The following is a 22028-nucleotide window of genomic DNA, read 5'->3' on the forward strand; positions in this document are numbered from 1 at the left end:
AAAGTGTTATTCGGATAATCCATTTACTAATTGGGTTCTCACCATTCCCAACTCACTGTTAGTGTGGAAAATCTTACTCCTCTTTCTCGTCGTTTTTATCTTGTGACACTTATATTAGCATGTTTTTAAAAAATGTAAATAATAAAATTTGGATTTTATTAATTTTTATATGATTTATTAGATTGCCTTTAATGTAGAAATAAGTTTATTTCGGAACAGTAAAATATTACAAAAAAGGAGCATTCGCATAGGCTAAGTAAAAATAGAAGATTAATTTTCTGTTTTTATCAAGGTATAATATAAGCATGTTATATTTTTAAGTCGTAATTGGGGGTATTATGAAAAGAATTAGTTTGACCCGTAGGTCTAAATTTTTGATTATTCTTTTAGGATATTTGATTATTGCTAGTATTATGTATTTTGTTTTTCAAAATAAAAGTATTTGGTACGGTGATGATGTTTACTATCAGTTTCAACGGATTCAAGGGATTAGTAAATTGCTAAAAGAAGGACTGTTTCCATCTATTTCAACCATTAATTTTGGTGAAATAGGTTATGCGGTTAATATTTTTTATCCATGGATAACCTTGCTGCCGTTTGGAATTGTTTCTTTATTTAATAGCAATCCGATTTCGGCATTTTATATGGCGCTTTTCTTTTATTTCTTGGTGTCATTGTTAATTAGCCACTATTCGATGTATGAATTTTCAGGTTCACATTTTCAAGCTGTGATTTTTACCTTAATTTATAATTTTAGTACATATCGATTGATTGATTTATTGAGTCGGGCAGCCTTAGCAGAGTACATTGCGACAATCTTTTTGCCGCTTTGTTTCTTAGGCTTTTATGAAACATTTTTTAGAAATTATCATAAGTGGTATTTATTCGCCTTAGGCTTTAGTGCTATTGTTTTAACACATGTTTTGACAACTTTTATGACTATTTTGATTTTCATCGTTTTCTTATTGATTAATTTTATGAGAATCAAGCCATTTAAAAAACATGCGGCGGCAGTAGTTAAAGCTGTTATAACAACAATTTTGTTGACGTCATTATATACAGGACCGTTTATTTTAGAAGAATTATTTCAAAAATTTCCTAAACCAGATCCACAAATTTTGAAAGGCTTGGAATTAGCCAAATTTCTGAAAGTTACTTTGCAAAGCAATGCCAGTCGGTTTGTTGAAGGAAATTTGTATAATCCTGGATTAGTAATTTTAGTTATCTTAATTGCGGGTATATTTTACTTCAGAAAATTTAATCGAATAAATAAGCAAATATATTCAGCGGGGTTATTGATTTTCTTGATTTCGACGAATTTATTTCCTTGGCATATTCTGCAAAATACGCCGATCAGTGTAATTCAGTATCCGTATCGATTGTTGATTTTTGCGACATTATTTGCGGCAGTTAGTGGTTCACTGATAATTAAAACAGTGGTGCAGAATGATGATTCAGAACGTCAATGGTTAGTTGCTTCGTTGTGTGGAGTTTTGATGTTTGGGATTTGGTTTGGCTCTTTCAAAATGGCAACAACTAATTCGCTGATTTCTGATCCTAAAGGCATGATTGATAGTTCAATGATCAAAGAGGACCGGATTCCAGATTCCTATTTGAATCAATACGTTCCGAAAGAAACTTTGAATTATTTGTCTTCAGTTACGGAACATCAGATGTATGTTAATAATAAAATTGTGACAGCTATTCCTCGAGATAATCGTGATACTGGGGTTATAGATGTTAAAAATCTTCGGCAAGGGGACGACGTCAATTTGCCAGTGATCCGTTATCGATTGACGAGAGTTTCAGTTAATGGAAAACCAGTTCCATTTTGGACTAGTACTAGGGGAACGATTGAATTCAAGGTTAAACAAAGTAACCGACATAATCGAATTGTTATTTCTTATGGTAGTAAAAAATTATATGCCGGTTTGGCCTGCTTAACGATTGTTGGATTTTTGGTTATTGTAGTTGATGTTTTCTTGAGACGTCGTTTATTGATGATTAAAGAATTGGATATATAAAAAAGAAGCCAATTAGGCTTCTTTTTTAGTGCATTAATAAAGTAACAAAATTAAATAATAATTTTCCGCCGTACAAAATAATAATTACGCCACAAACCAAGTTAATGATCCGCAAAACTTTAGCGTTAAATTTATCTTTGAATTTGTGGACAACGGCGTTCAAAACAATAAACCAAAGCGCCGAGGCAATTCCCACTCCGGCAATAAAAATTGGATAGCTATAATCAGGTAAAGTAACTTGAAATGCTCCCAGCATCATTGATCCGTCAATAATAGCTTGTGGATTGAACCAAATTACAACAAAAGCCGAAGTTATAGTTTTAAAAAGTGTCATTTCTGGATTTGCTTCAGCGCTAATATCAGTTGTTTGAGCGCGCAAGAGATTAATTCCCATATAGATGACGATCAAACTACCTATTAGTAAAATTGCTAATTGCAGCCACTCAAATTTTTTCATAACTGCACCGATACCAAAAAAGCAAGCGAAGGCGAGTGATATGTCAAAAATAATGATAATTAATGTTGTTAAAAATGATTTACGACGTGTTTGTGTTAATGCCGCATTGATGACAAAAAGATTTGCCAAACCAATTGGAGCATCATAAGCAATTCCCATTGTTAACCCTTGTAAAAAGAAGTTCATGATTAGTCCCCTTTACCAACCAAATAATATGTTATATATTGACTACAACACTGATTATATTGGTATCGGGATAAAATGTAACCAACCAAAAATATACTTTTTACCCAGCCAAAAAGGAGATAGCTATGAAACGAGTGCGCCCAATCCAAATTGCTTGGAAACCCAATAAGCAAATTTCTATCCCAGTTTATCGGCAAATTGTTCAATATATTTGTGATAAAGTCGCTAATGGTGAATGGCCAATCGGTTCAAGATTACCATCACAACGGGCTTTAGCAGAATCATTTTCAGTCAATCGGAGTACTATTTCTACTGCAATTGATGAATTAACCTCATATGGAATCATTGCCGGTAAGTCTGGCGCTGGGACTCAAATTGTTAGTAATACCTGGGCTCTGATGCTACCAACCAAACCAAGTTGGAAGAAATTGATTTCATCTGGCTCCTTACAAGAGAATAATCGTCGTATGCAGCAAATTAATCGTCTAGAATTTGCACCTGATATTGTTCGATTGGGAACGGGGGAGTTGGATCCGAGATTATTTCCACAAAAAATGTGGACAGAGGTTTTGCAAAAAATGAGTGTTGAAATAACTTCGTTAGGATATGCCGAACCATTGGGAATCATGGAGTTGCGCCAAGCCATTGTTGAACATATGCGACAGTTTGGAATCAATGTTTCAACCAAAAATATTTTAATAACCTCAGGAGCATTGCAAGGATTGCAGTTAATTGCATCATGTATGTTGAAAGACGGAAGTACTGTTTTTACAGAGGCACCGACATATTTGAAGTCACTTCAAATGTTTCAATCAGCGGGATTGAACTTAAAAGGTATACCCATGGATCATGATGGTTTGGAGTATTGGCAAATTGAGAAGCAGTTGCATTTTGATGAATCGTCGATTTTATACACTATTCCGACCAATCAAAATCCAACAGGAATTACGATGAGTAACATACGTCGTAAAGAATTAATGAATTTTTGTATTAAAAATCGTTTGCCGATTATTGAAGATGGAGCGTATCAAGAACTGTGTTTTGATGACGAAATAGCTGTGCCATTGAAAGCTATTGATGAAAATGGAATGGTGATGTACTTAGGTAGTGCTTCGAAAACCTTAGCACCTGGATTGAGAATCGGTTGGGTAATTGCATCCGAACCAGTTATTCAACGACTGGGCGATGCTAAAATGCAAATGGATTACGGGGCAAGTTCGTTGTCACAGTTAGTGTTTGCGGAATTTTTGAAAAGTGGTAAATATGGTCAATATTTAGCCAATCTGAAGCAAGTTTTAAAGAAACGACGAGATAATGCATTGGCAACATTGGGTAAATATTTCGAGGATATCGCTGTTTGGGATATTCCGATTGGAGGTTTTTATATTTGGTTGACCTTCAATGAAGACGTTGAAGTTGATGGTTTGTTTGAAAAAGCTCTTGATAAAGGAATTCTTTTGAATCCTGGTGATATTTATGATTTTAAACATAATCGGTCATTAAGATTATCATTTGCTTATGTTACTTGTGAGGAATTTTGAAGTCTATGAATGATTTGCTGATGTCAATTCCAAAATAGTTCAAGTATTATAGAATGTTTTACTTAATTAGATCATATAGTATCCTTGAATAAGGAATCGAATAATAACTGAATAGATATGTTTTTAAATGATTTTGTAGAAGAAAAAAATAAAAAGAAAAATATTAGATGCTTTATAATTGGTTCTTCCCCTGATGGAAAATTATTATTTGGGTTATAGAAACTATAGGATGAAAATTTTATTCTATAGTTTTTTTTATTATTAATAAAAGCGTTTACATTTTGAGGTAATCATTATATAATGATTTTGTTCAAAACATGAAACGTTTCAAGTTAATGAAACATAGTTATTACGCAATTATATTGGAGTATACCAAAATAACTTAAAACGTTTTAAAATTCTTAGGAGGAATTTAAATATGTCTGTAGTATTAGCTAGAATAGATCAACGTTTGATTCATGGAATTACGGTAAATCAATGGAATCGTGAACTACATCCAAAACGTTTCATGGTTGTTGATGACGAAGTTAGTCAAAATGAAATGGTTAAAGCTAGCATGAGGATGAGTAAACCCGCCGGAACGGGGATGTCCATTATTAATACTGAAAAAGCTATCAATAATTTTAAAGCTGGTAAATATGATTCGCATACAGTATTTATTATTGCTAAAGAACCAAGCACCATTTTGGATTTGATTAATGGTGGCGTTGATATTCCCGAAGTTAATGTTGGGGCACTATTTGAAGAAGATAATCGGGTACCATATACGAAGCGTGTTGCATTGAATAAAGAAGAAGTTGAAGTTTTAAAGGCAATTGCAGAAAAGGGTATCCCTGTATTCTTTGAATATACTCCAGATGACGATGACAAAGTTTCACTTACAGATGTTTTAAAGAAGAAGGGAGAGAATTAGTATGCCAGTCTTTCTACAAAATGTTTTAGTAATCCTTTTAGCCGCATATATGGCTTGGGATAATGGTACAGGTAATCAAGTTACAGGTAATTGGCCAGTTATTATTGGTATGCTCGTTGGATTGATTATGGGGGATGTCAGTGTAGGGTTAGTTATCGGTGGTACATTGCAATTGATGTCTCTTGGTGTTGCAGCCATTGGTGGTTCTTCGATTCCTGAGTACGGTGTTGCTACGATTGTAGGTGTGTTTCTAGCAATTAGAACAGGTGCAAGTACTGGTACTGCAATTGCTGTAGGTTTGCCAGTTGGAATGTTAACACTACAATTTGATGTCATTATGAAAATTATTAATAATTTTTTCGCACATTGGTCACAAAGATTATTACATGAGAAGAAATTTGAAAAAATGGATTTGGTTTTTTATCTAACAGTTTTCTGTTGGATGCTTAAATATGTAATTCCTATTACACTGGTTGTCTTGTTTGGTACTCCCATCGTTAAGGCTGTGCTACATATTATTCCAACTTGGTTTACAAATGGATTAACCATTGCCGGAGGAATGTTACCAGTTGTTGGTATTGGTATGTTATTACGTTACATGCCGGTTAAGAAGTATCTAACATATTTGATTTTAGGATTCGTGGCTGCAGCATACGTTAAAATTCCAGTTTTGGGTATTGCCCTTATTGGTGGAGCAGCAGCTTATGCTATTTACAGACATAACGCTGAGAAGCTGACACAACAATCAGTTGCTGCTACAGAAAATGATGTCCAAGATGACGAAGGAGACGATTTTGATGAGTAACAATACACAGACAGAAACAAACAATAAATTGACAATTAAAGAACGTAAAAATATGTTTCGTCGTTGGATCTTCTTTGCTGGATTAGGATATAATTTTGAATCACAACAGGCACCAGCTGTAGCATTTTCAATGCGCAAGGCTTTAAGAAAAATTTATCCAAACGATGATGAATATATTGCAGCAATGGATAATCACTATAAATATTTTAATGCTACCCCTCAAATGGGTAATGTAATCTTAGGTGCTACTTTAGCAATGGAAGAGAAGGATGGAATCAAGTCTAAAGATGCCGTTCAATCATTGAAAACATCATTGATGGGACCATTATCCGGTGTTGGAGATTCGTTATTTTGGATTCTTTTCCCAACTATTATGGGTTCAATTGCTGGTTATATGGCTCTTCAAGGGAATCCTATTGGTGCGATTATTTGGATGGCTATATACATTGGATTGTATTGGGTTAAAATGTGGCTCTTTAATTTAGGGTACACATCAGGTACTAAGTTAGTTACTTCTCTAGGTGCCAAAATTAATGTCTTTACGGATGCAATTTCAACTATGGGATTAATGGTAGTCGGTTCACTAGTTTCCACAGTAGTAAAGGTTTATACACCATTGAAATTTCAAACTGGTAAAGTTTCACTATCGCTTCAAACAGAAGTGTTCGACAAAATTATGCCAGGATTATTACCTGTTTGTCTGGCTGCTTTAGTTTATTGGCTACTAGGTCGTAAGTCATGGACACCTACAAAAATTATTTTATTAATCATTGTTATTTGTTTAGCAGGTTCATTCACTGGAATTTTAGGTATTGCTAAATAGGTATGTAAATTAAGGAGAGTTGATTTTTATGAAACGTCATTATGTTATTGCTTCTCACAGTACTTTTTCAGCTGGTATGGCTAATGCATTGCGCTTTTTTGCAGGTGATGATTTAGAGTTAACAGTATTAACGGCATATGTTGATAATAAACCAATAGATGAACAAGTTAAGGATATCTTTGACAATATTCCTGAAGAAGATGAGGTTATTGTTTTAACTGATTTGATGGGTGGATCTGTTAATCAGAGATTTTTCCCATATATTTATCGTCAACATACCCATGTTATTACCGGAATGAATTTATCACTAGCAATGGCCATTGTAATGGAGCCAGTTAATGATTACTTAAGTGCTGATAGAATAAGAGAAATAGTTGAGGAAGCAAAAAAACAACTCACTTATGTCAATGACGTAGCAAGTGAACAGGTTGGTGACGATGATGATGAATGATTGGAAGAAAAAGGGAGTAGTCTACGAAGTTTATCCTCAGAGTTTTAAAGATACTAATGATGATGGTATTGGTGATATTAATGGTGTGATTGAAAAGTTGGATTACATTAAGAACTTAGGCGCTAATATTATTTGGTTAACTCCAATTTTTAAGTCACCACTTGTTGATAATGGTTATGATATTGCTGATTATGAGGCAATTAATCCAGTTTATGGAACTATGGCAGATTTTGATAGATTACTACAATTGAGTCATGAAAAGGGCCTGAAATTAGTAATGGATCTTGTTGTTAATCATAATTCTGACCAGTCAAAGTGGTTCCAGGAATCTAAAAAAGATCGTGATAATAAATATAGTGATTATTATATTTGGCAAGACCCTAAAGATGATGGCTCAGCACCTAGTAATTTAGGATCGGTTTTTGGAGGATCAGCATGGGAGTATGTGCCTGAACGTAAACAATATTATTTGCATCTATTTGCTAAAGAACAACCTGATTTAAACTGGCGTAGTAAAAATATGCGTCAGTCAATTTATAAAGTAATGAAGTTTTGGCTAGATAAAGGTGTTGATGGTTTCAGAATGGATTCTATTAGTTTCATTTCGAAACAAGCAGAATTTAAGGATGTTCCACTTGAAGATAATAAGTCCTACGGATCCTATTATTATGGTTCGTCCAATGGACCTAAATTGCATGATTATTTGCAAGAAATGAACCGTGAGGTTATGAGTAAATATGATGTTATTACAATTGGTGAAACTCCGCATACTACAGCATCTCAAGCAGAGAAATATATTGATCCTGATCGTCATGAGTTAGATATGGTATTTCAATTTGAACATATGCATGTTGATTATGGAGAATATGGACGTTATTCAGATGTAAATTTCAAATTAAGTGATTTGAGAGATTCATTTGCTAGATGGCAAAAAGATTTATCATGGAATTCTAATTATTTGAGTAATCATGATCAGCCACGTATGGTTTCAAGATTTGGAAATGACACAAAATATAGAAAAGAATCTGCAAAAATGCTCGCTATGATTACCGTACTTCAGAAAGGAACTCCGTTTATTCTTCAAGGCGATGAAATCGGCATGACAAATGTATCTTTTGATAATATTAATCAGTTTAAAGATTTGGAATCACATAATACATATAAATTTTTGATGAATAAAGGTGTCAGTTCTGCTAAAGCCTTTGAAATGATACAACGAAAATCACGTGATAATTCAAGAACACCTATGCAATGGAATGATAAGAAGAATGCTGGATTCTCTGAGGGAACACCTTGGATTGAAGTTAATGAAAATTATTCAAAAATTAATGTTGAAGATGCACTGGCTGATAAAAAATCGATTTATCATTTTTATCAGAAATTGTTGAAATTAAGAAATGATTCAAAAATAGCAATAGATGGTCAATTCGATTTAATTGCCCCTAATGATTCTGATGTTTTTGCTTATACAAGAACATTGAATGGAAAAAAGTTGATAGTAATTGGGTCATTTACTGATAAAAAAATAAAATTAGATATTCCTCAAAGTCTATTAGATAATAGTTACCATGAGGTACTATCAAATTATGATGATTCGGTTGAAGAGTTATCGAATACGATATATTTACGCCCATATGAAGGGATTGTGTTTAGTAATGACTAATATGAAAGATGTGGCCCAAGAAGCTGGGGTTTCTCTAGGAAGTGTTTCTAATTATTTAAATGAGAAAAAGATTCGTCCTGATGCTGAGGAACGAATTAAAAATGCAATTAAAAAATTACATTATGTGAGAAATAATGCAGCGCGTGATTTGAGGACCAATGGCTCTAGCTATGTAGTTTTTGTTTTACCTACAGTTTGGACACCATATTTTTCAGAACTAACTTTCTGGATTCAAAAAGAACTGGACCATTACGGCTACAAAGCAATTTTATGTTTATCTGAAAATGAATATGAGCAAGAAAAAGGTTTTGTAGATATGGCTGAAGAGCAGCGTGTCGCTGGTATAATTTCAGTTTCATATTCTAATTTAACAAGTCATGTACATTCCGATATTCCATTGGTTTCAATTGAAAAAGAAGACACAGGATTATTTCCACTTGTTTCCTCAGATAATTATTCTGGTGGTGAAATTGCGGCGGCTGAATTAAAGAAACGCCAAGCAGATAAATTTCTATTCATTGGAGCTGATCATATTTCTTCAACGGCTATGACAGCACGAAAATCAGGTTTTGTAGATTATTGTAATCGAAATGGTATGAAATATACGATTGATAAAGTTCCATCGACACATCATCAAGAGGAATTTGATATTCAAATTAAGAAAATTGTTGATAATATTGCTGGATCTAAGTATCAATACCGTAATCTGGGAATATTTTCTTATACAGATGAGGTAGCTTTGAGTTTATACAAAGAGCTTTTGAGAAGAAATATTAAAATTCCTGAAGAAGTACAGATTGTTGGGTTTGATGGTTGGAAGCTATCACAAGATCAACAATTGTCTATTTCATCTATTAGACAACCTGTAAAAGATATTGCAGTTAATGCCGTCAAACAACTTGACAAGAGAGTTAACAGAGAATCGACACAGGATGTACCGCGCATTATGCTTCCGGTTACTTTTTTGCAAGGAGATACAACTAAAACTATTTAGGAGTATATATTATGTTTAATGAAAAACAATTTAATTGGTTAGAGTGGTCATTAAACGGGAAAACATTACAAATAATTCCTTGGGGTCACGGACTTAGAGTCTGTGACTCTTTTAGTAATGAAGACAACAATTGGGCACTTACTGAAAAGGTTAGTAAACAGAGCAATTTTTTGGTTAAATACCAAAATAATTCAGCATCTATTATTAATGGAAAAATACGTGCAGAAGTTGATAAAAACGGTAAAGTGATTTTTTTCAATCAACATGGAAAAATGTTGTTAGAAGAGTTTTGGAGGTTTAGAAAAAAGAGCATCAGACAAGTCGATGAATCAACGTTTGTAGATGAGAATATGCTTAATAATTTTGTCAGTGCTTTAAAAATTCCTGGACGAGAGTTTAAACCGGTAATAGGAGGAGATTATCAAGTACATGTACGTTTTGAAGCTAATGAAGATGAAAAAATCTTTGGCATGGGTCAGTATCAACAAAAACAACTGAATTTAAAGGGATGTCGTTTAGAGTTAGCTCATCGAAATTCCCAAGCATCAGTTCCATTTATGCTTTCCAATAGGGGATATGGCTTTTTGTGGAATAATCCTTCGATTGGAGAAGTGACTTTTGCTGAAAACGGAACAGATTGGTATGCGAGTGATACTAAAAAAATTGATTATTGGATCTGTGCAGATGATACTCCTAAATATATCTTAGAAGATTATACAGAAGTAACAGGGCGTGCTCCCGAAATGCCGGATTATGGATTAGGTTTGTGGCAAAGTAAATTGAGATATCGCTCACAAGATGAGGTTTTGAAAGTAGCACATAAATACTATGATAATGGAATCCCATTGTCTGTGATTGTCGTTGATTACTTTCATTGGCCAACACAAGGGGATTTTAAATTTGATAAGCAATATTGGCCAAATCCCCAACAGATGGTAAACGAATTAGACAAAATGGGAATAAAATTAATGGTTTCAATTTGGCCTAACATTGATAAGCAGAGTGAAAACTATCAGGAAATGTTGGACAAGGGTTATCTAGTTAAATCAGATAGAGGTAATGGTTTAACAATGTTGTTCCAAGGTAATACTACTTTTTTTGATGCAACTAATCCTAAGGCAAGAGAATTTGTTTGGAGTAAGGTTAAAAAAATTATTTTGATAAGGGAGTACATATATTTTGGTTGGATGAGGCTGAGCCAGAGTACAGCCCTTATGATTATGACAACTATCGTCTTTATGATGGTAGAAATACCCAGGTGGGTAACGTTTATCCGAAAGAATACTCTAAGGGATTTTATGAAGGTATGAGAATGTCTGGTCAAAAGAAATTGTTAATTTGGTTCGTTCAGCCTGGGCGGGTAGCCAAAAATATGGAGCCTTAGTTTGGACTGGAGATATTGATTCTAGTTTTCGTTCGTTCAAATATCAGTATCAATGTGGTTTGAATATGGGAATTGCTGGAATTCCATGGTGGACAACGGATATTGGAGGATTTCATGGAGGCAATCCTGAGGATGATAAATTTAGAGAATTAATGATTCGTTGGTTTGAGTTTGAAACTTTTTGTCCTGTGTTAAGGATGCACGGCGATAGAGAACCACATACTTTGCCTTTAAGTAATCGTGGTGGTGGAAAAGTTGAGACTGGAGCTGGAAATGAAGTTTGGTCATATGGACAAAAAGCTTTTGAAATTATGAAGGAGTATATTAAAGAACGAAGTAGGATGAAACCATATATTGCTGAAATAATGAATGAAGCTCATGAAAAAGGGTATCCAGTTATGAGACCATTGTTTTTCGAATTTCCAGATGATAAGAAGTCATGGGATATTTCAAATCAACATATGTTTGGAGGCAAGTTACTTGTAGCTCCAATTTTTGATTATGGAGTTAGACAGCGAATGGTATATTTACCGAAATTAACCTCAAATAAAAAATGGATCAATATAAATAATGGTGATTCATATATTGGTGGACAAGAATATCTGGTTGAAGCTCCATTAAATGTTATACCTGTTTTTAAAAAGGTCTGAATTTGCATTATTATATAACGTATACTTAATGTATTATTTATTTAATTGAGGAAAATGTAAATTATGTATCAATTCAAACAACAATTATCAAATCCCAACACTAACTATTTCATAATAGATTCAAGCTCCAGTCCCGACCACAACGATGTTGATTTTAAATTTTACAGTTACCAAAATAAAAGTAACAAGCAACTTCACGCGGGAGATTTAATCATATATCGCCGCTCAGGTAGTGCTTCAGAATGGGGGAATGAATTCTATCTCTATGGCGCAGCCGAGTTTGGTGAGACGGTGCGGGAAGATTTAGAAACAGGTAACAGTTTAGTTACGATTCACAATCCCTATTTGTTTTCTCATCGTTTAATGAAACAAAATTTGCGCACCTTTGATTGGACATTTCGTACATTTAAGGGGAAATGGTCTAATTTTTTTAATATGAATGGCATTACTCAAATAACTAAAAAGGACTTTGAAGGATTATTACAGCGTCAAAAAAGTTTAGTGTCGGATGAACCGAATTTGTCGCCGGAAGAAGAAGCTATTGCAGTAAAATGTTATCAAGCTGAAAAAATGGAAGCTTATTTTATCAATGACAAGGCTAAAGGGACGCCCACTCGCAATGCAGTGAATAAGTTTTTTTCTGATAAAGTAAAATTTAATTATCACTATAAGTCAGCACTTGTAGCTGATAAGGATGAAATGGATTTAGAAGCCGTCCGAATCGTTCCTTGGGAAGATGATAATGAAATTCGTTTGGACCCCCGTAATGGAATTTGCTTAACCAAATTATTAGCAGAAGCCTTTACACAAGGGTACTTCACGTTGACAGACGATGGCCATGTGTTTGTTTCAACTGAGGCTTCCGTTAACCCAGAAGTCAATATAGCATTAAATAAATATCGTAATAGAAAAATACATATGAATCGCGAATATTCTCCTAATAAAAAATATTTGCAATACCATCGAGAACACATTTTCAGAAAATAATGATATTGACTAATCAACATCTCATTTGTATTATAAATACAACAACTTTTAATTAAGTCCAGTGAGGCTTAGAAAGTAATCGCTTCGGAGAAAACTCCCAGACTAAACTTTCTTTGCCAAATGGTGAAGGAAGTTTTTTATTTTCAGTTGAAAATTGTTAAAGCTATGAATTTTTAATCGGATCCAGAGAGGTCCCGAAGGTTCAGTCTGTATTTAATCGTCTAAGACAAAACTTGCGGGATGCTCACCAGCATCTCTTTTTTTATACAATTTTTAAGCAATTCGGAGGACAAAAATGAAAAGATACCTAGTTTTTGAAGATGGAACGTACTTTGAAGGCACTGCTTTTGGTAGTGATACCGAAACAATCGGTGAACTGGTTTTTACTACGGGGATGAGTGGCTATCAGGAAGCAATCACTGATCAATCGTATAACGGTCAAATTATTAACTTTTGCGCACCAATGATTGGAAACTATGGTGTTTCTAAGGAGTTCAATGAATCGCAAACGCCGACGATTAAAGGAGTTTTGGCACGGGAAATAAGTGATGTTGTCGGTAATTATCAAAGTGAGATGACAATTGATGAATTTCTAAAGCAAGAAAAAGTTCCAGGTATTCGACGAATTGATACACGAGCAATAACTTTAAAAATTAGAAAAGCGGGTTCTTTGAAAGCTGCGATTGTAGACGATTTAAATTCAGGTTTATTAGACCAACTAAGTTCTTGGCAATTAGACGATGAACAATTACAAAAGAGTATTAATCCCGTGCCTACTAGATTTCCCGGTAGCGGCAAGCACGTCGTTTTACTGGATTTTGGTTACAAGGAAAGTATCGTATCAGAGTTAACAAAACGTAGTTTACAAGTAACAGTTGTACCAGGAAATACATCTTTAGCTGAAATTGAAAACCTAAATCCAGATGGAATTATGTTGAGTAATGGCCCTGGTGATCCCACAAGACATGAAGATGTTTTGCCAACAATTGTTGAATTAGAAAAGCGTTATCCGGTCTTCGGAATTTGTATGGGACATCAACTGTTGTGCTTAGCCAATGGTGCGAAGACTTTTAAGATGAAATTTGGTCATCGCGGTTTTAACCATCCAGTCAAAGATATTGCTAGTGGTCGGATTTATTTCACTTCGCAAAATCACGGTTACGCTGTGGATGAAGCTTCAATTGCAGTAACGGATTTAAAAATTGCTCAGGTTGAATTGAATGACCAAACAGTTGAAGGAGTTGAACATACTAAATACAACGCCTTTTCTGTACAATTTCACCCCGATGCTAAACCAGGTCCACACGATGCGGACTTCTTGTTTAATAAATTTTGGGACATGATTAATAAATAGCTGGAGGAAAATTAAATTGCCAAAAAGAACAGATCTTAAAAAAATTATGATTATCGGTTCTGGCCCAATTATTATTGGTCAAGCCGCCGAATTCGATTATTCTGGGACTCAAGCATGTTTAGCATTGAAAGAAGAAGGTTACGAGACAGTTTTAATTAATTCCAATCCAGCAACTATCATGACTGATAAGCATATTGCCGATAAAGTCTACATAGAACCGATTACCTTGGAATTTGTTGAAAAAGTTTTGGTTAAAGAGCATCCTGATGCTATTATTCCCACATTAGGTGGTCAAACTGGTTTGAATATGGCAGTTCAACTGCAAGAAGCCGGCATTCTGGATCAACTTGATATTGAAATTATTGGGACTAAATTAAACACAATCAATGAAGCCGAAGATCGTGAAGAGTTTAAAGAATTAATGAATAAACTACATGAACCAGTTCCGGCCTCAATGTCAGCTCATAGTTATAAGGTGGCAAAGAAGTTTGTTGACGAGATCGGTTTCCCAGTTATTATTCGACCAGCTTTTACCATGGGTGGAACTGGCGGTGGGGTCGCTCACGATTATGTTGAATTGGAAGAATTTGTTGAACGTGGCTTGAAGGCATCCCCTTCCACTGAAGTATTGATTGAACAAAGCATTGCCGGCTTTAAGGAAATTGAATTTGAAGTTATGCGCGACAGTGCTGATAATGCACTGGCAGTTTGTCATATGGAAAATATTGATCCAGTCGGAATTCATACCGGGGATTCAATCGTTATTTCACCAATTCAAACACTGACTGATACTGAAATTCAAAAACTACGTGATGTTTCCTTGAAAATTATTAGAGCCTTAAAAATCGAAGGTGGTTGTAATGTTCAGCTAGCCATTGATACTAAGACAAGCAAGTATTTCATTATTGAAGTAAATCCGCGTGTCAGCCGTTCATCAGCATTAGCTTCAAAAGCAACTGGTTATCCAATTGCCAAGATTGCCGCAAAGATTGCAGTCGGTTTAACACTGGATGAAATTATTAATCCAATTACTGGGAAAACTTTCGCCCAGTTTGAACCAGCATTAGATTACGTTGTCTGCAAGATTCCACGTTGGCCATTTGACAAGTTTTCTAAAGCTGACCGAAAAATTGGTACGCAGATGAAGGCTACTGGTGAAGTCATGGCATTAGGCCGTAATTTAGAAGAAGCCATGCAAAAAGCAGTTCGTTCGTTGGAAATTGATCAAGAGGATTTACTGATGGATTCACTAACAGATAAATCACTGGCTGAATTACAAGAGTATGTCCAAATTCCAACAGATGACAGAATATTTTATTTAGCAGAGTTGTTGAGACGTGATGTTTCCTATGAAACTATTAATGAATTAACCGGTATTAATCCGTTCTTCCTTTCAAAAATCAAGAGTATTGTTGACTATGAAAAAGTTCTGACGAGTGGAACTTTAGACAAAGATATTATTTTAGAAGCTAAACAATTAGGCTTTTCTGATAAAACAATTGCGAGATTAAACAATTTGGATGAAGATATTATCCGCCACTTTCGTATTCAAAGTAATGTCTTACCAACATATAAAACTGTTGATACTTGTGCTGGTGAATTTGAAGCGGCCGCCCCTTATTTCTATAGTACTTATGAAACAGAAAATGAATCGCAACAAATTTCTAATAAATCGGTTCTTATTTTAGGTTCAGGTCCGATTCGCATTGGTCAAGGAATTGAATTTGATTATTCAACGGTTCATTGCGTCAGAGCGGTACAACAAATGGGTTATAAAGCAATTGTTATTAATAATAATCCGGAAACAGTTTCGACTGATTATTCAGTAGCTGATAAATTATACTTTGAACCATTAACTTTGGAAGATGTTTTGAATGTTTGTGATTTGGAAAAACCACTTGGAGCAATTGTTCAATTTGGGGGCCAAACCTCTGTTAATTTGGCGGAATCCTTACAAGCTAATGGTATTAAGATTCTTGGTACACAAGTAGAAGATATCAATCGTGCCGAAGATCGTGATCTTTTTGACCAAATTATTAAGAAATTAGACATTCCGCAGCCAGACGGCGGAACGGCAACATCCCAAGCTGGTGCTCTAAAAGTTGCCCATGAAATTGGTTATCCAGTTTTGATTCGTCCTAGTTATGTGCTCGGCGGTAGGGCAATGGAAATTGTGAGATCTGATGAAGAACTTAACAAGTACATGCATGAGGCGGTTCACGTTTCAAATGATCATCCCGTCTTGATTGATACTTATTTAACTGGACGTGAATGTGAAATTGATGCCTTAAGTGATGGAGAAAATGTCTTATTACCAGGTATTATCGAACATATTGAACGTTCAGGTGTCCATTCAGGCGATTCAATGGCAGTTTATCCACCCCAAAATATTTCTGAAGAAGTCCAAGCTCAAATTGTTAAATACGCGAAATTGTTAGCAGCAGAATTGAAATGTGTTGGTATTATGAATATTCAATTTGTTATTCATGATAATCAAGCTTACGTTATTGAAGTTAATCCACGTGCTAGTCGGACAGTGCCTTATTTAAGCAAAGTTACTAGTATCCAAATGGCAAGAATTGCTACCAAGTTGATTCTTGGTGCTGATTTTAATACCTTGGGATTAGAACCAGGTTTGGAACCAGAATCTCGTTTGATTCATGTTAAAGCACCAACATTCTCTTTCAATAAATTAAACAATGTGGATAGTGCTTTGGGACCTGAAATGAAGTCGACTGGTGAAGTTATGGGAACTGGGCTTGATTATACAGAAGCTTTGTATAAGGCTTTCGAAGCTACTAATCAACCGATCAAGGATGCAGGAAATGTTTTGATTACTGTGAATGATAATGACAAGCAAGAAGCAAGCTTATTAGCACGTCGTTTCCACAATGTTGGTTTCCAAGTATTGGCAACTAAGGGAACAGCAGCATATTTAAATCAAGAAGGTATCGAAGCAAAGGTAGTGCCAACAGTTGGCCAAGCACCAGAAGATATTATTTATTATTTGAGTCACAATAAGATTCAATTGTTGATCAATACAATGGGTGAGAGCCGAGGTAATCATTCTGATGGTTATATTATTCGTCAAAATGCCGTCTTAAATTCAGTGCCATTGTACACATCTTTAGATACAGCCAATGCTATTTTGAAAGTATTGGAAAAACGATTTATTAGTGTTAATGCTCTTTAAAGAGTGGGACAAAACGTGTTCAGCTTTCGAGTATTAAGGCAAATGACCCCAGTAATCTGATTTTGGATTGCTGGGGTCATTTGTTTTAAGTGGAAAAAACTATGTTTTGTTCCGAATTTTTTTTACTTATTAATGAGTTCAATTTTACTTTTACCATCGCCAAGTTTTTTGACAAGTAGTTGTTGGCCGATACTTTGTTTCATCGATTCGATATGACTGATAACGCCGACCATCCGGTTTTTACCAATATCCTCAAGAGCGTTCATGGCTTCATCAAGGGTTTCATCGTCAAGTGAACCGAAACCTTCGTCAACAAAGAGGGCATCTATTTGCACACCATTAGCTGATGATTGAACGACTTCGCTTAATGAGAGTGCAATTGATAAAGCGGCAATAAACGTTTCACCACCAGATAAAGTATCTGATGAGCGGATGGCGTTGGTTTCACGATCATAAACATTGATATCAAGACCGTGGTCGCGTTGCTTATCAGCCGCTTTTTCGGAAATGACAAATGAGTAACGATTATGTGATAGACGATTTAAGAAAGTGTCGTTAGCATATGACAAAATATTTTGAAGATAATTTTGAACGACGTACGTTTCGAGTTTTAACTTACTATCGTTGCCATCTTTACCATTAACAACGTTGTAAAGACTAGTAATAGCAGCTAATTCTTTAGCAAATTCACCTTGCTTCTTCATAATACTTTGGACTTTATCGAAACTCTTTTGAGTATTCGTAAAGTCAGTTTTGGCATTAGCAGAAGCTGTAATGGCAGTGTTTCGCTGTACTTGGACTTCATCTAAAGCTTTTTTTAAATCTTCAGTATTGGGTTTAGTTAAACCTTCAACAGATTTTTGTAGTTTAGTTATATTATCAGTTAAAAGTTCTTTTTCTTTATTGTAGCTAATGATTATATTTTGAAGTTCTGAAAGCCTATTTTGATCTAATTCATTGATTAATTGGTCAAGAACTTTTAAGTCATTGGTTTTAGCTGACGAATCGTTCAATGCTTGATTTAATTTGTCAGAGAGTTCCTGAATTGTCTTATTTTGTTTATTTAAACGATCCTTAATATCGTTCAAATGAATTTGAGCGTTGCTGTAGGCTTTTTCGTTTGTATTCAGACTATCTTGAGCGTTCTTTAAGTTAGTTTGGAACTTGGTATATGCTTGCTTTAATTTAGTCTGTTGTTGAATTAGTTCTTCACTCGATAAATCGGAATCGTCTAATGTTTGTAATTTAACTTTTAAATCATTTTTACGAGTTTGCTGTTGAACAGTCAAACGTTCTAGTTTCGATGTGGCTGTTGTTAGTTCGCTCTGGGCAGTTTGTTGTTGCTGTTCTAAGACAGTGATTTCATCAGTTAATTTTTGAGCTCGCTGTAATTTTTGATTGATTTCATCAATTTTTATTTGGAAGACAACTTTGATTTTTGCCAAATCGAATTCTGCCGGTAGGTCAACGGTAACTTGTGTTAGTAATTCATTGTACTTAGAGGAAAGATTGCGTAAAGCTGAAACGGATTCTTGTTGCTTTTGACTAAACTCCTTTGAAAGCTCATCTAATGTTTGATTGATTTCTTTAACGGCATTGTCAGCTGCGGCATATTGTTTCTGTGAATCATCAACTTCGTCCATAGCTTGACGTAAATTAGTTTCATCGGTTGTGATGTGTTCATCCGCGTAGGGATGATCAGTTGAACCGCAAACGGGACAAGCTTCACCAGAAGTTAGTTCTTGACGTAATTGAGCAATCATCAAAGCTTGGCGAGTCTTAATTTTTGCTTGATAATCCTTTTTGGCATCTTCTAATTTTTGAGCTTTATTTTCTGCTTCAGTCGTCAATTTTTTTAGTCGTTCTTGTAGTTTCTGATTTTCAGAGACGATTAGATTGCATTGGTTTTCTAAAGGAGTCAATGTATCAATTAAATTTTCCTTTTCGCTATTCAATTGATCTTTTTGTTTATCTAAACCCGAAAATTCTTTCAATAACTGTTGTTTGGTTGAAATATTTGTTTTGACTTCAGTCATAGTAGCATTTTGGTCAAGGACTTTTGTTTTAGCAGTGGCTAATTGTGGTTCTAATTGTTTTAATTCTTGACGAATATTTTCAATATCGCGGACTTTGGTAATTATGACGCTGAGTTTTTGTGCTTGTTCATTTTTATCATCAAATTTTTTTATTTGTTTACTAAGATGTTCATAGTCTTTTTTTGCCTGATTCCATGTATTCTCAGCAGAGGATAATTCTTCAGTAACAGTTTGTTCTTCCTTTGTGGTCTCATGTTGTTCAGTTGTGGTTCGATCGAGATCACGAACAGTTTCACGTAATGGTTGAGCCCATGATAATTCAGCCACATGTTTTTCGTCTTGAGCAATCGTTTGGGACTTATCGGTAATTTTAATTTTGAATTCTGCTTTTGATTCAGCCAATTTATCAAAATTGTTTTTGATAGTTTCAGCATCATGATATTTTTATCGGCCTTTTGCCATTCAGTTTCAATTTTTTTCTCTGCTGATTGTGTAGCGGTCCATTTTTCTTGTCTTTGATCGACATATTTCTTTAAGGTGGCCGTTAACTGATCATTAGGGATGGCTTTTAGTTCAGTTTGCTCTTCATCAGTCCAAACAGGAGATTCGGTTTGTGATTTTAATTCATTATTAAAATCAGTTGATTTGCTGTTGGCAGCGGTGTAATGTTCTTTCAATTTAGCTGTGAAATCAGTGAACAGTTGTGTGCCGAAGATTTTTTTGAGAATTTTTTCTTTATCGTTGGTATTGGATTTAAGAAATTCGGAGAAGTCATTTTGTGGTAATAAAATGATTTTTTTGAACTGATCAGCGTTAAGATTCAAAATTTCGGTAATAGCGATGCCGACATCAGCTGGTTTAGTAGCAATACTTTCGACTTCTACACCATCAACATCGTCAACTACTGACAGATTGGCGGTTGGATTTCGTGTAGTTGTACCAGTGCCACGTTCCTTAGCCAGAGTTTGCAATGGGGTGCGTTCAATTTTGTAGATTTTACCACTTTGTTCAAAGTAAAAAATTACTTTAGTAACATCTTTGGGACCAGCAAATTGACTACGCATTTCGCGGGCATCACGATCACTAGTAGTTGTGCTGAAAAGAGCGAAGGTCATGGCATCAAAAATAGTTGATTTACCAGCACCAGTGTCACCACCGATTAGGAAAATGGGTGATTCATCTAGTTTACGAAAGTCAATTATTGAATGGGCATGTGGTCCAAAGTTATCAATTTCTAAATAGATTGGTTTCATTTGTTCTCTCTTTCCACTTCGTTGAAGATGTTTTCAACAATCGTTTTTTGTTTATTAGATAAGTCTTTGCCGGTTATAGTTTGATAAAATTTGTCGACGGTTTCTTCAGGGCTAATCTCATTAATGTTGACCGCCGTGTTCTCTAACTCATTTTTATCTTGGTCAATTTGATAGTCCAATTCGACAATCGTTCCGTAACGTTTTTGTAGCTCGGCGCGAATATTAGTTTGAACGTGTTCGCTACGGTCAAAATTTTTGATAGTAATAGCAAACCAGTCTTGATTGATTGGCTGTTTTTTATAAAAATCGGCATCACAAAGCGTAGGCCAGTCTTCTTCTAAGACGACAAGGTCTGTTTTGGGAGTGATGGGCTTAAATTCATGTGTGATACCAGAATCGTCAATGTTAACAATATCAACGCCTTTGCCCTTATTCTTAAGACGCGCTTCTTTGATATTAAATTTAACTGGACTGCCGGAATAGCGGACAGTTTCACTAGGAGAAGCTAGACGGGTATGAATGTGGCCCAACATAACGTAGTCAAAATCCTTAAATTGATCAGTTGTTAAAGTCGCTAGACCGCCAACTTTGGAAGTTGTTTCACTAGTCAAGGGGATCTCTTCATCTTTATTAGGGGTAACTGCAAAGTGAGTTATTAATAGATGTTTTTTATTTTTGTCGAACAATTTTACCATGTCGCTGACAATGAGTTGCATTGCCGCTCCAATGGTTGTGATATTTTTGACATTTTCTTCTGGCATACCTTGTTTTTGATAGTAAACTCGGGCATCCAATGGATCGAAGAAGGGTAATAGAAAAATTTGAACATCGTCTGTTTCGATGGGGGTGAATGCCTCATTTATAAAAGTGTTTAAGTGAAAATTAGTATATTCCATCCATTTACGACCATAGTTCAGACGCTTGGCACTATCGTGGTTACCAGAGATAGCATAAATTGGGATTTTATTTTCCAAATTAATTTCTCGTAGCATCTTATCTAAAGCTGCAACAGCTTCAGGATTAGGGACGGCACGGTCGTAAATGTCTCCAGCAATAACGACACCGTCAACGTGTTCATCTTTAGCAATTTGTAGTATCTGATCAAAAGCATGTTTTTGTTCGTCTAAAAGTGAGTAGCCATTTAGAGTTCGTCCAATATGCCAATCAGCGGTATGTAAAAGTTTCATCAGCGAATCCTCCATTTGCATTTATTGTATCAAAGATGTCTTACTTCAAGGAAAAGTATATCATCATTTTAGAACGTATGTTCGCAAACACTGCAAAAAAAAGACGATAAAAAATTATCGTCTTGAA

At 35.0% G+C, this 22028-nt stretch carries 14 protein-coding genes, 2 pseudogenes and 1 other annotated feature (1 of these 17 only partly in view); of the genes and pseudogenes, 12 read left to right on the forward strand and 4 right to left on the reverse strand.

The window, feature by feature from the left end; all coding sequences use genetic code 11:
- Positions 1 to 99: a binding site (T-box leader), on the reverse strand (it extends 151 nt beyond the left edge of the window).
- Between the two features lie 239 nt (positions 100 to 338).
- Complete coding sequence (locus D1B17_RS01150; RefSeq protein ID WP_120143635.1) at positions 339 to 2024, forward strand: glycosyltransferase family protein; 1686 nt, start codon at positions 339 to 341, stop codon at positions 2022 to 2024.
- Positions 2025 to 2049: 25 nt separating this feature from the next.
- Here D1B17_RS01150 and D1B17_RS01155 read toward each other — a convergent pair whose 3' ends face one another.
- Positions 2050 to 2667 (reverse strand): LysE/ArgO family amino acid transporter, encoded by a 618-nt coding sequence (locus D1B17_RS01155; RefSeq protein WP_120143633.1) that lies wholly within the window; start codon positions 2665 to 2667, stop codon positions 2050 to 2052.
- Positions 2668 to 2792: 125 nt separating this feature from the next.
- On the opposite strand from D1B17_RS01155, the gene D1B17_RS01160 reads away from it, so the two are divergent.
- From D1B17_RS01160 to carB, 11 genes and pseudogenes are all read left to right on the forward strand, one after another.
- The gene (locus D1B17_RS01160; protein WP_120143631.1) at positions 2793 to 4208 is read left to right on the forward strand and encodes an aminotransferase-like domain-containing protein; all 1416 of its coding nucleotides are present in this window, start codon (positions 2793 to 2795) and stop codon (positions 4206 to 4208) included.
- Between the two features lie 418 nt (positions 4209 to 4626).
- Positions 4627 to 5121 carry a PTS sugar transporter subunit IIB gene (locus tag D1B17_RS01165; RefSeq protein WP_120143628.1) on the forward strand — a complete coding sequence of 165 codons (495 nt, stop codon included), beginning with the start codon at positions 4627 to 4629 and terminating at the stop codon, positions 5119 to 5121.
- Position 5122: 1 nt separating this feature from the next.
- Positions 5123 to 5926: a PTS mannose/fructose/sorbose/N-acetylgalactosamine transporter subunit IIC gene (locus D1B17_RS01170; RefSeq protein WP_120143626.1), complete on the forward strand. Its 804-nt coding sequence runs from the start codon at positions 5123 to 5125 to the stop codon at positions 5924 to 5926.
- Positions 5919 to 6749 carry a PTS system mannose/fructose/sorbose family transporter subunit IID gene (locus D1B17_RS01175; protein WP_120143624.1) on the forward strand — a complete coding sequence of 277 codons (831 nt, stop codon included), beginning with the start codon at positions 5919 to 5921 and terminating at the stop codon, positions 6747 to 6749. Before D1B17_RS01170 ends, D1B17_RS01175 begins: the two co-directional genes overlap by 8 nt.
- Positions 6750 to 6777: 28 nt before the next feature.
- Positions 6778 to 7200: a PTS sugar transporter subunit IIA gene (locus D1B17_RS01180; protein WP_120143621.1), complete on the forward strand. Its 423-nt coding sequence runs from the start codon at positions 6778 to 6780 to the stop codon at positions 7198 to 7200.
- On the forward strand, positions 7193 to 8863 hold the full coding sequence (locus D1B17_RS01185; RefSeq protein WP_120143619.1) for a glycoside hydrolase family 13 protein: 1671 nt from the start codon (positions 7193 to 7195) through the stop codon (positions 8861 to 8863). Before D1B17_RS01180 ends, D1B17_RS01185 begins: the two co-directional genes overlap by 8 nt.
- A complete protein-coding gene (locus D1B17_RS01190; RefSeq protein WP_120143617.1) occupies positions 8856 to 9857 on the forward strand; it encodes a LacI family DNA-binding transcriptional regulator in 1002 nt (333 codons plus the stop codon). Before D1B17_RS01185 ends, D1B17_RS01190 begins: the two co-directional genes overlap by 8 nt.
- A gap of 11 nt (positions 9858 to 9868) precedes the next feature.
- Positions 9869 to 11891 (forward strand): annotated as a pseudogene (locus D1B17_RS12970) (glycoside hydrolase family 31 protein).
- 63 nt (positions 11892 to 11954) lie between these two features.
- Positions 11955 to 12878, forward strand: coding sequence for an HNH endonuclease (locus tag D1B17_RS01200; protein WP_120143615.1), 924 nt, complete (start codon positions 11955 to 11957; stop codon positions 12876 to 12878).
- A gap of 295 nt (positions 12879 to 13173) precedes the next feature.
- Complete coding sequence (locus D1B17_RS01205; RefSeq protein ID WP_120143613.1) at positions 13174 to 14232, forward strand: carbamoyl phosphate synthase small subunit; 1059 nt, start codon at positions 13174 to 13176, stop codon at positions 14230 to 14232.
- 16 nt (positions 14233 to 14248) lie between these two features.
- A complete protein-coding gene (gene carB / locus D1B17_RS01210; protein ID WP_120143611.1) occupies positions 14249 to 17425 on the forward strand; it encodes a carbamoyl-phosphate synthase large subunit in 3177 nt (1058 codons plus the stop codon).
- Between the two features lie 122 nt (positions 17426 to 17547).
- Here the strand turns inward: carB and D1B17_RS12975 are convergent.
- The 3 genes and pseudogenes from D1B17_RS12975 to D1B17_RS01225 all read right to left on the reverse strand — a co-directional run.
- Positions 17548 to 18150: pseudogene (locus D1B17_RS12975) on the reverse strand (SbcC/MukB-like Walker B domain-containing protein); the annotation flags it as partial.
- 1460 nt (positions 18151 to 19610) lie between these two features.
- On the reverse strand, positions 19611 to 20714 hold the full coding sequence (locus tag D1B17_RS12705; RefSeq protein WP_120143606.1) for an AAA family ATPase: 1104 nt from the start codon (positions 20712 to 20714) through the stop codon (positions 19611 to 19613).
- On the reverse strand, positions 20711 to 21901 hold the full coding sequence (locus D1B17_RS01225; protein ID WP_120143604.1) for an exonuclease SbcCD subunit D: 1191 nt from the start codon (positions 21899 to 21901) through the stop codon (positions 20711 to 20713). Before D1B17_RS01225 ends, D1B17_RS12705 begins: the two co-directional genes overlap by 4 nt.
- Positions 21902 to 22028 lie beyond the last annotated feature (127 nt).

This window comes from Companilactobacillus zhachilii (assembly GCF_003606365.2).
Classification (GTDB): domain Bacteria; phylum Bacillota; class Bacilli; order Lactobacillales; family Lactobacillaceae; genus Companilactobacillus; species Companilactobacillus zhachilii.

What these genes read in the sequence shown, in the direction of transcription:
- D1B17_RS01175 (WP_120143624.1), top strand. Translation starts at nt 5,919, where the DNA reads ATGAGTAACAATACACAGACAGAAACAAACAATAAATTGACAATTAAA.
- D1B17_RS01155 (WP_120143633.1), bottom strand. Translation starts at nt 2,667, where the DNA reads ATGAACTTCTTTTTACAAGGGTTAACAATGGGAATTGCTTATGATGCT.
- D1B17_RS01200 (WP_120143615.1), top strand. Translation starts at nt 11,955, where the DNA reads ATGTATCAATTCAAACAACAATTATCAAATCCCAACACTAACTATTTC.
- D1B17_RS01160 (WP_120143631.1), top strand. Translation starts at nt 2,793, where the DNA reads ATGAAACGAGTGCGCCCAATCCAAATTGCTTGGAAACCCAATAAGCAA.
- D1B17_RS01185 (WP_120143619.1), top strand. Translation starts at nt 7,193, where the DNA reads ATGAATGATTGGAAGAAAAAGGGAGTAGTCTACGAAGTTTATCCTCAG.
- D1B17_RS01225 (WP_120143604.1), bottom strand. Translation starts at nt 21,901, where the DNA reads ATGAAACTTTTACATACCGCTGATTGGCATATTGGACGAACTCTAAAT.
- D1B17_RS12705 (WP_120143606.1), bottom strand. Translation starts at nt 20,714, where the DNA reads ATGAAACCAATCTATTTAGAAATTGATAACTTTGGACCACATGCCCAT.
- D1B17_RS01190 (WP_120143617.1), top strand. Translation starts at nt 8,856, where the DNA reads ATGACTAATATGAAAGATGTGGCCCAAGAAGCTGGGGTTTCTCTAGGA.
- D1B17_RS01150 (WP_120143635.1), top strand. Translation starts at nt 339, where the DNA reads ATGAAAAGAATTAGTTTGACCCGTAGGTCTAAATTTTTGATTATTCTT.
- D1B17_RS01180 (WP_120143621.1), top strand. Translation starts at nt 6,778, where the DNA reads ATGAAACGTCATTATGTTATTGCTTCTCACAGTACTTTTTCAGCTGGT.
- D1B17_RS01170 (WP_120143626.1), top strand. Translation starts at nt 5,123, where the DNA reads ATGCCAGTCTTTCTACAAAATGTTTTAGTAATCCTTTTAGCCGCATAT.
- D1B17_RS01205 (WP_120143613.1), top strand. Translation starts at nt 13,174, where the DNA reads ATGAAAAGATACCTAGTTTTTGAAGATGGAACGTACTTTGAAGGCACT.
- D1B17_RS01165 (WP_120143628.1), top strand. Translation starts at nt 4,627, where the DNA reads ATGTCTGTAGTATTAGCTAGAATAGATCAACGTTTGATTCATGGAATT.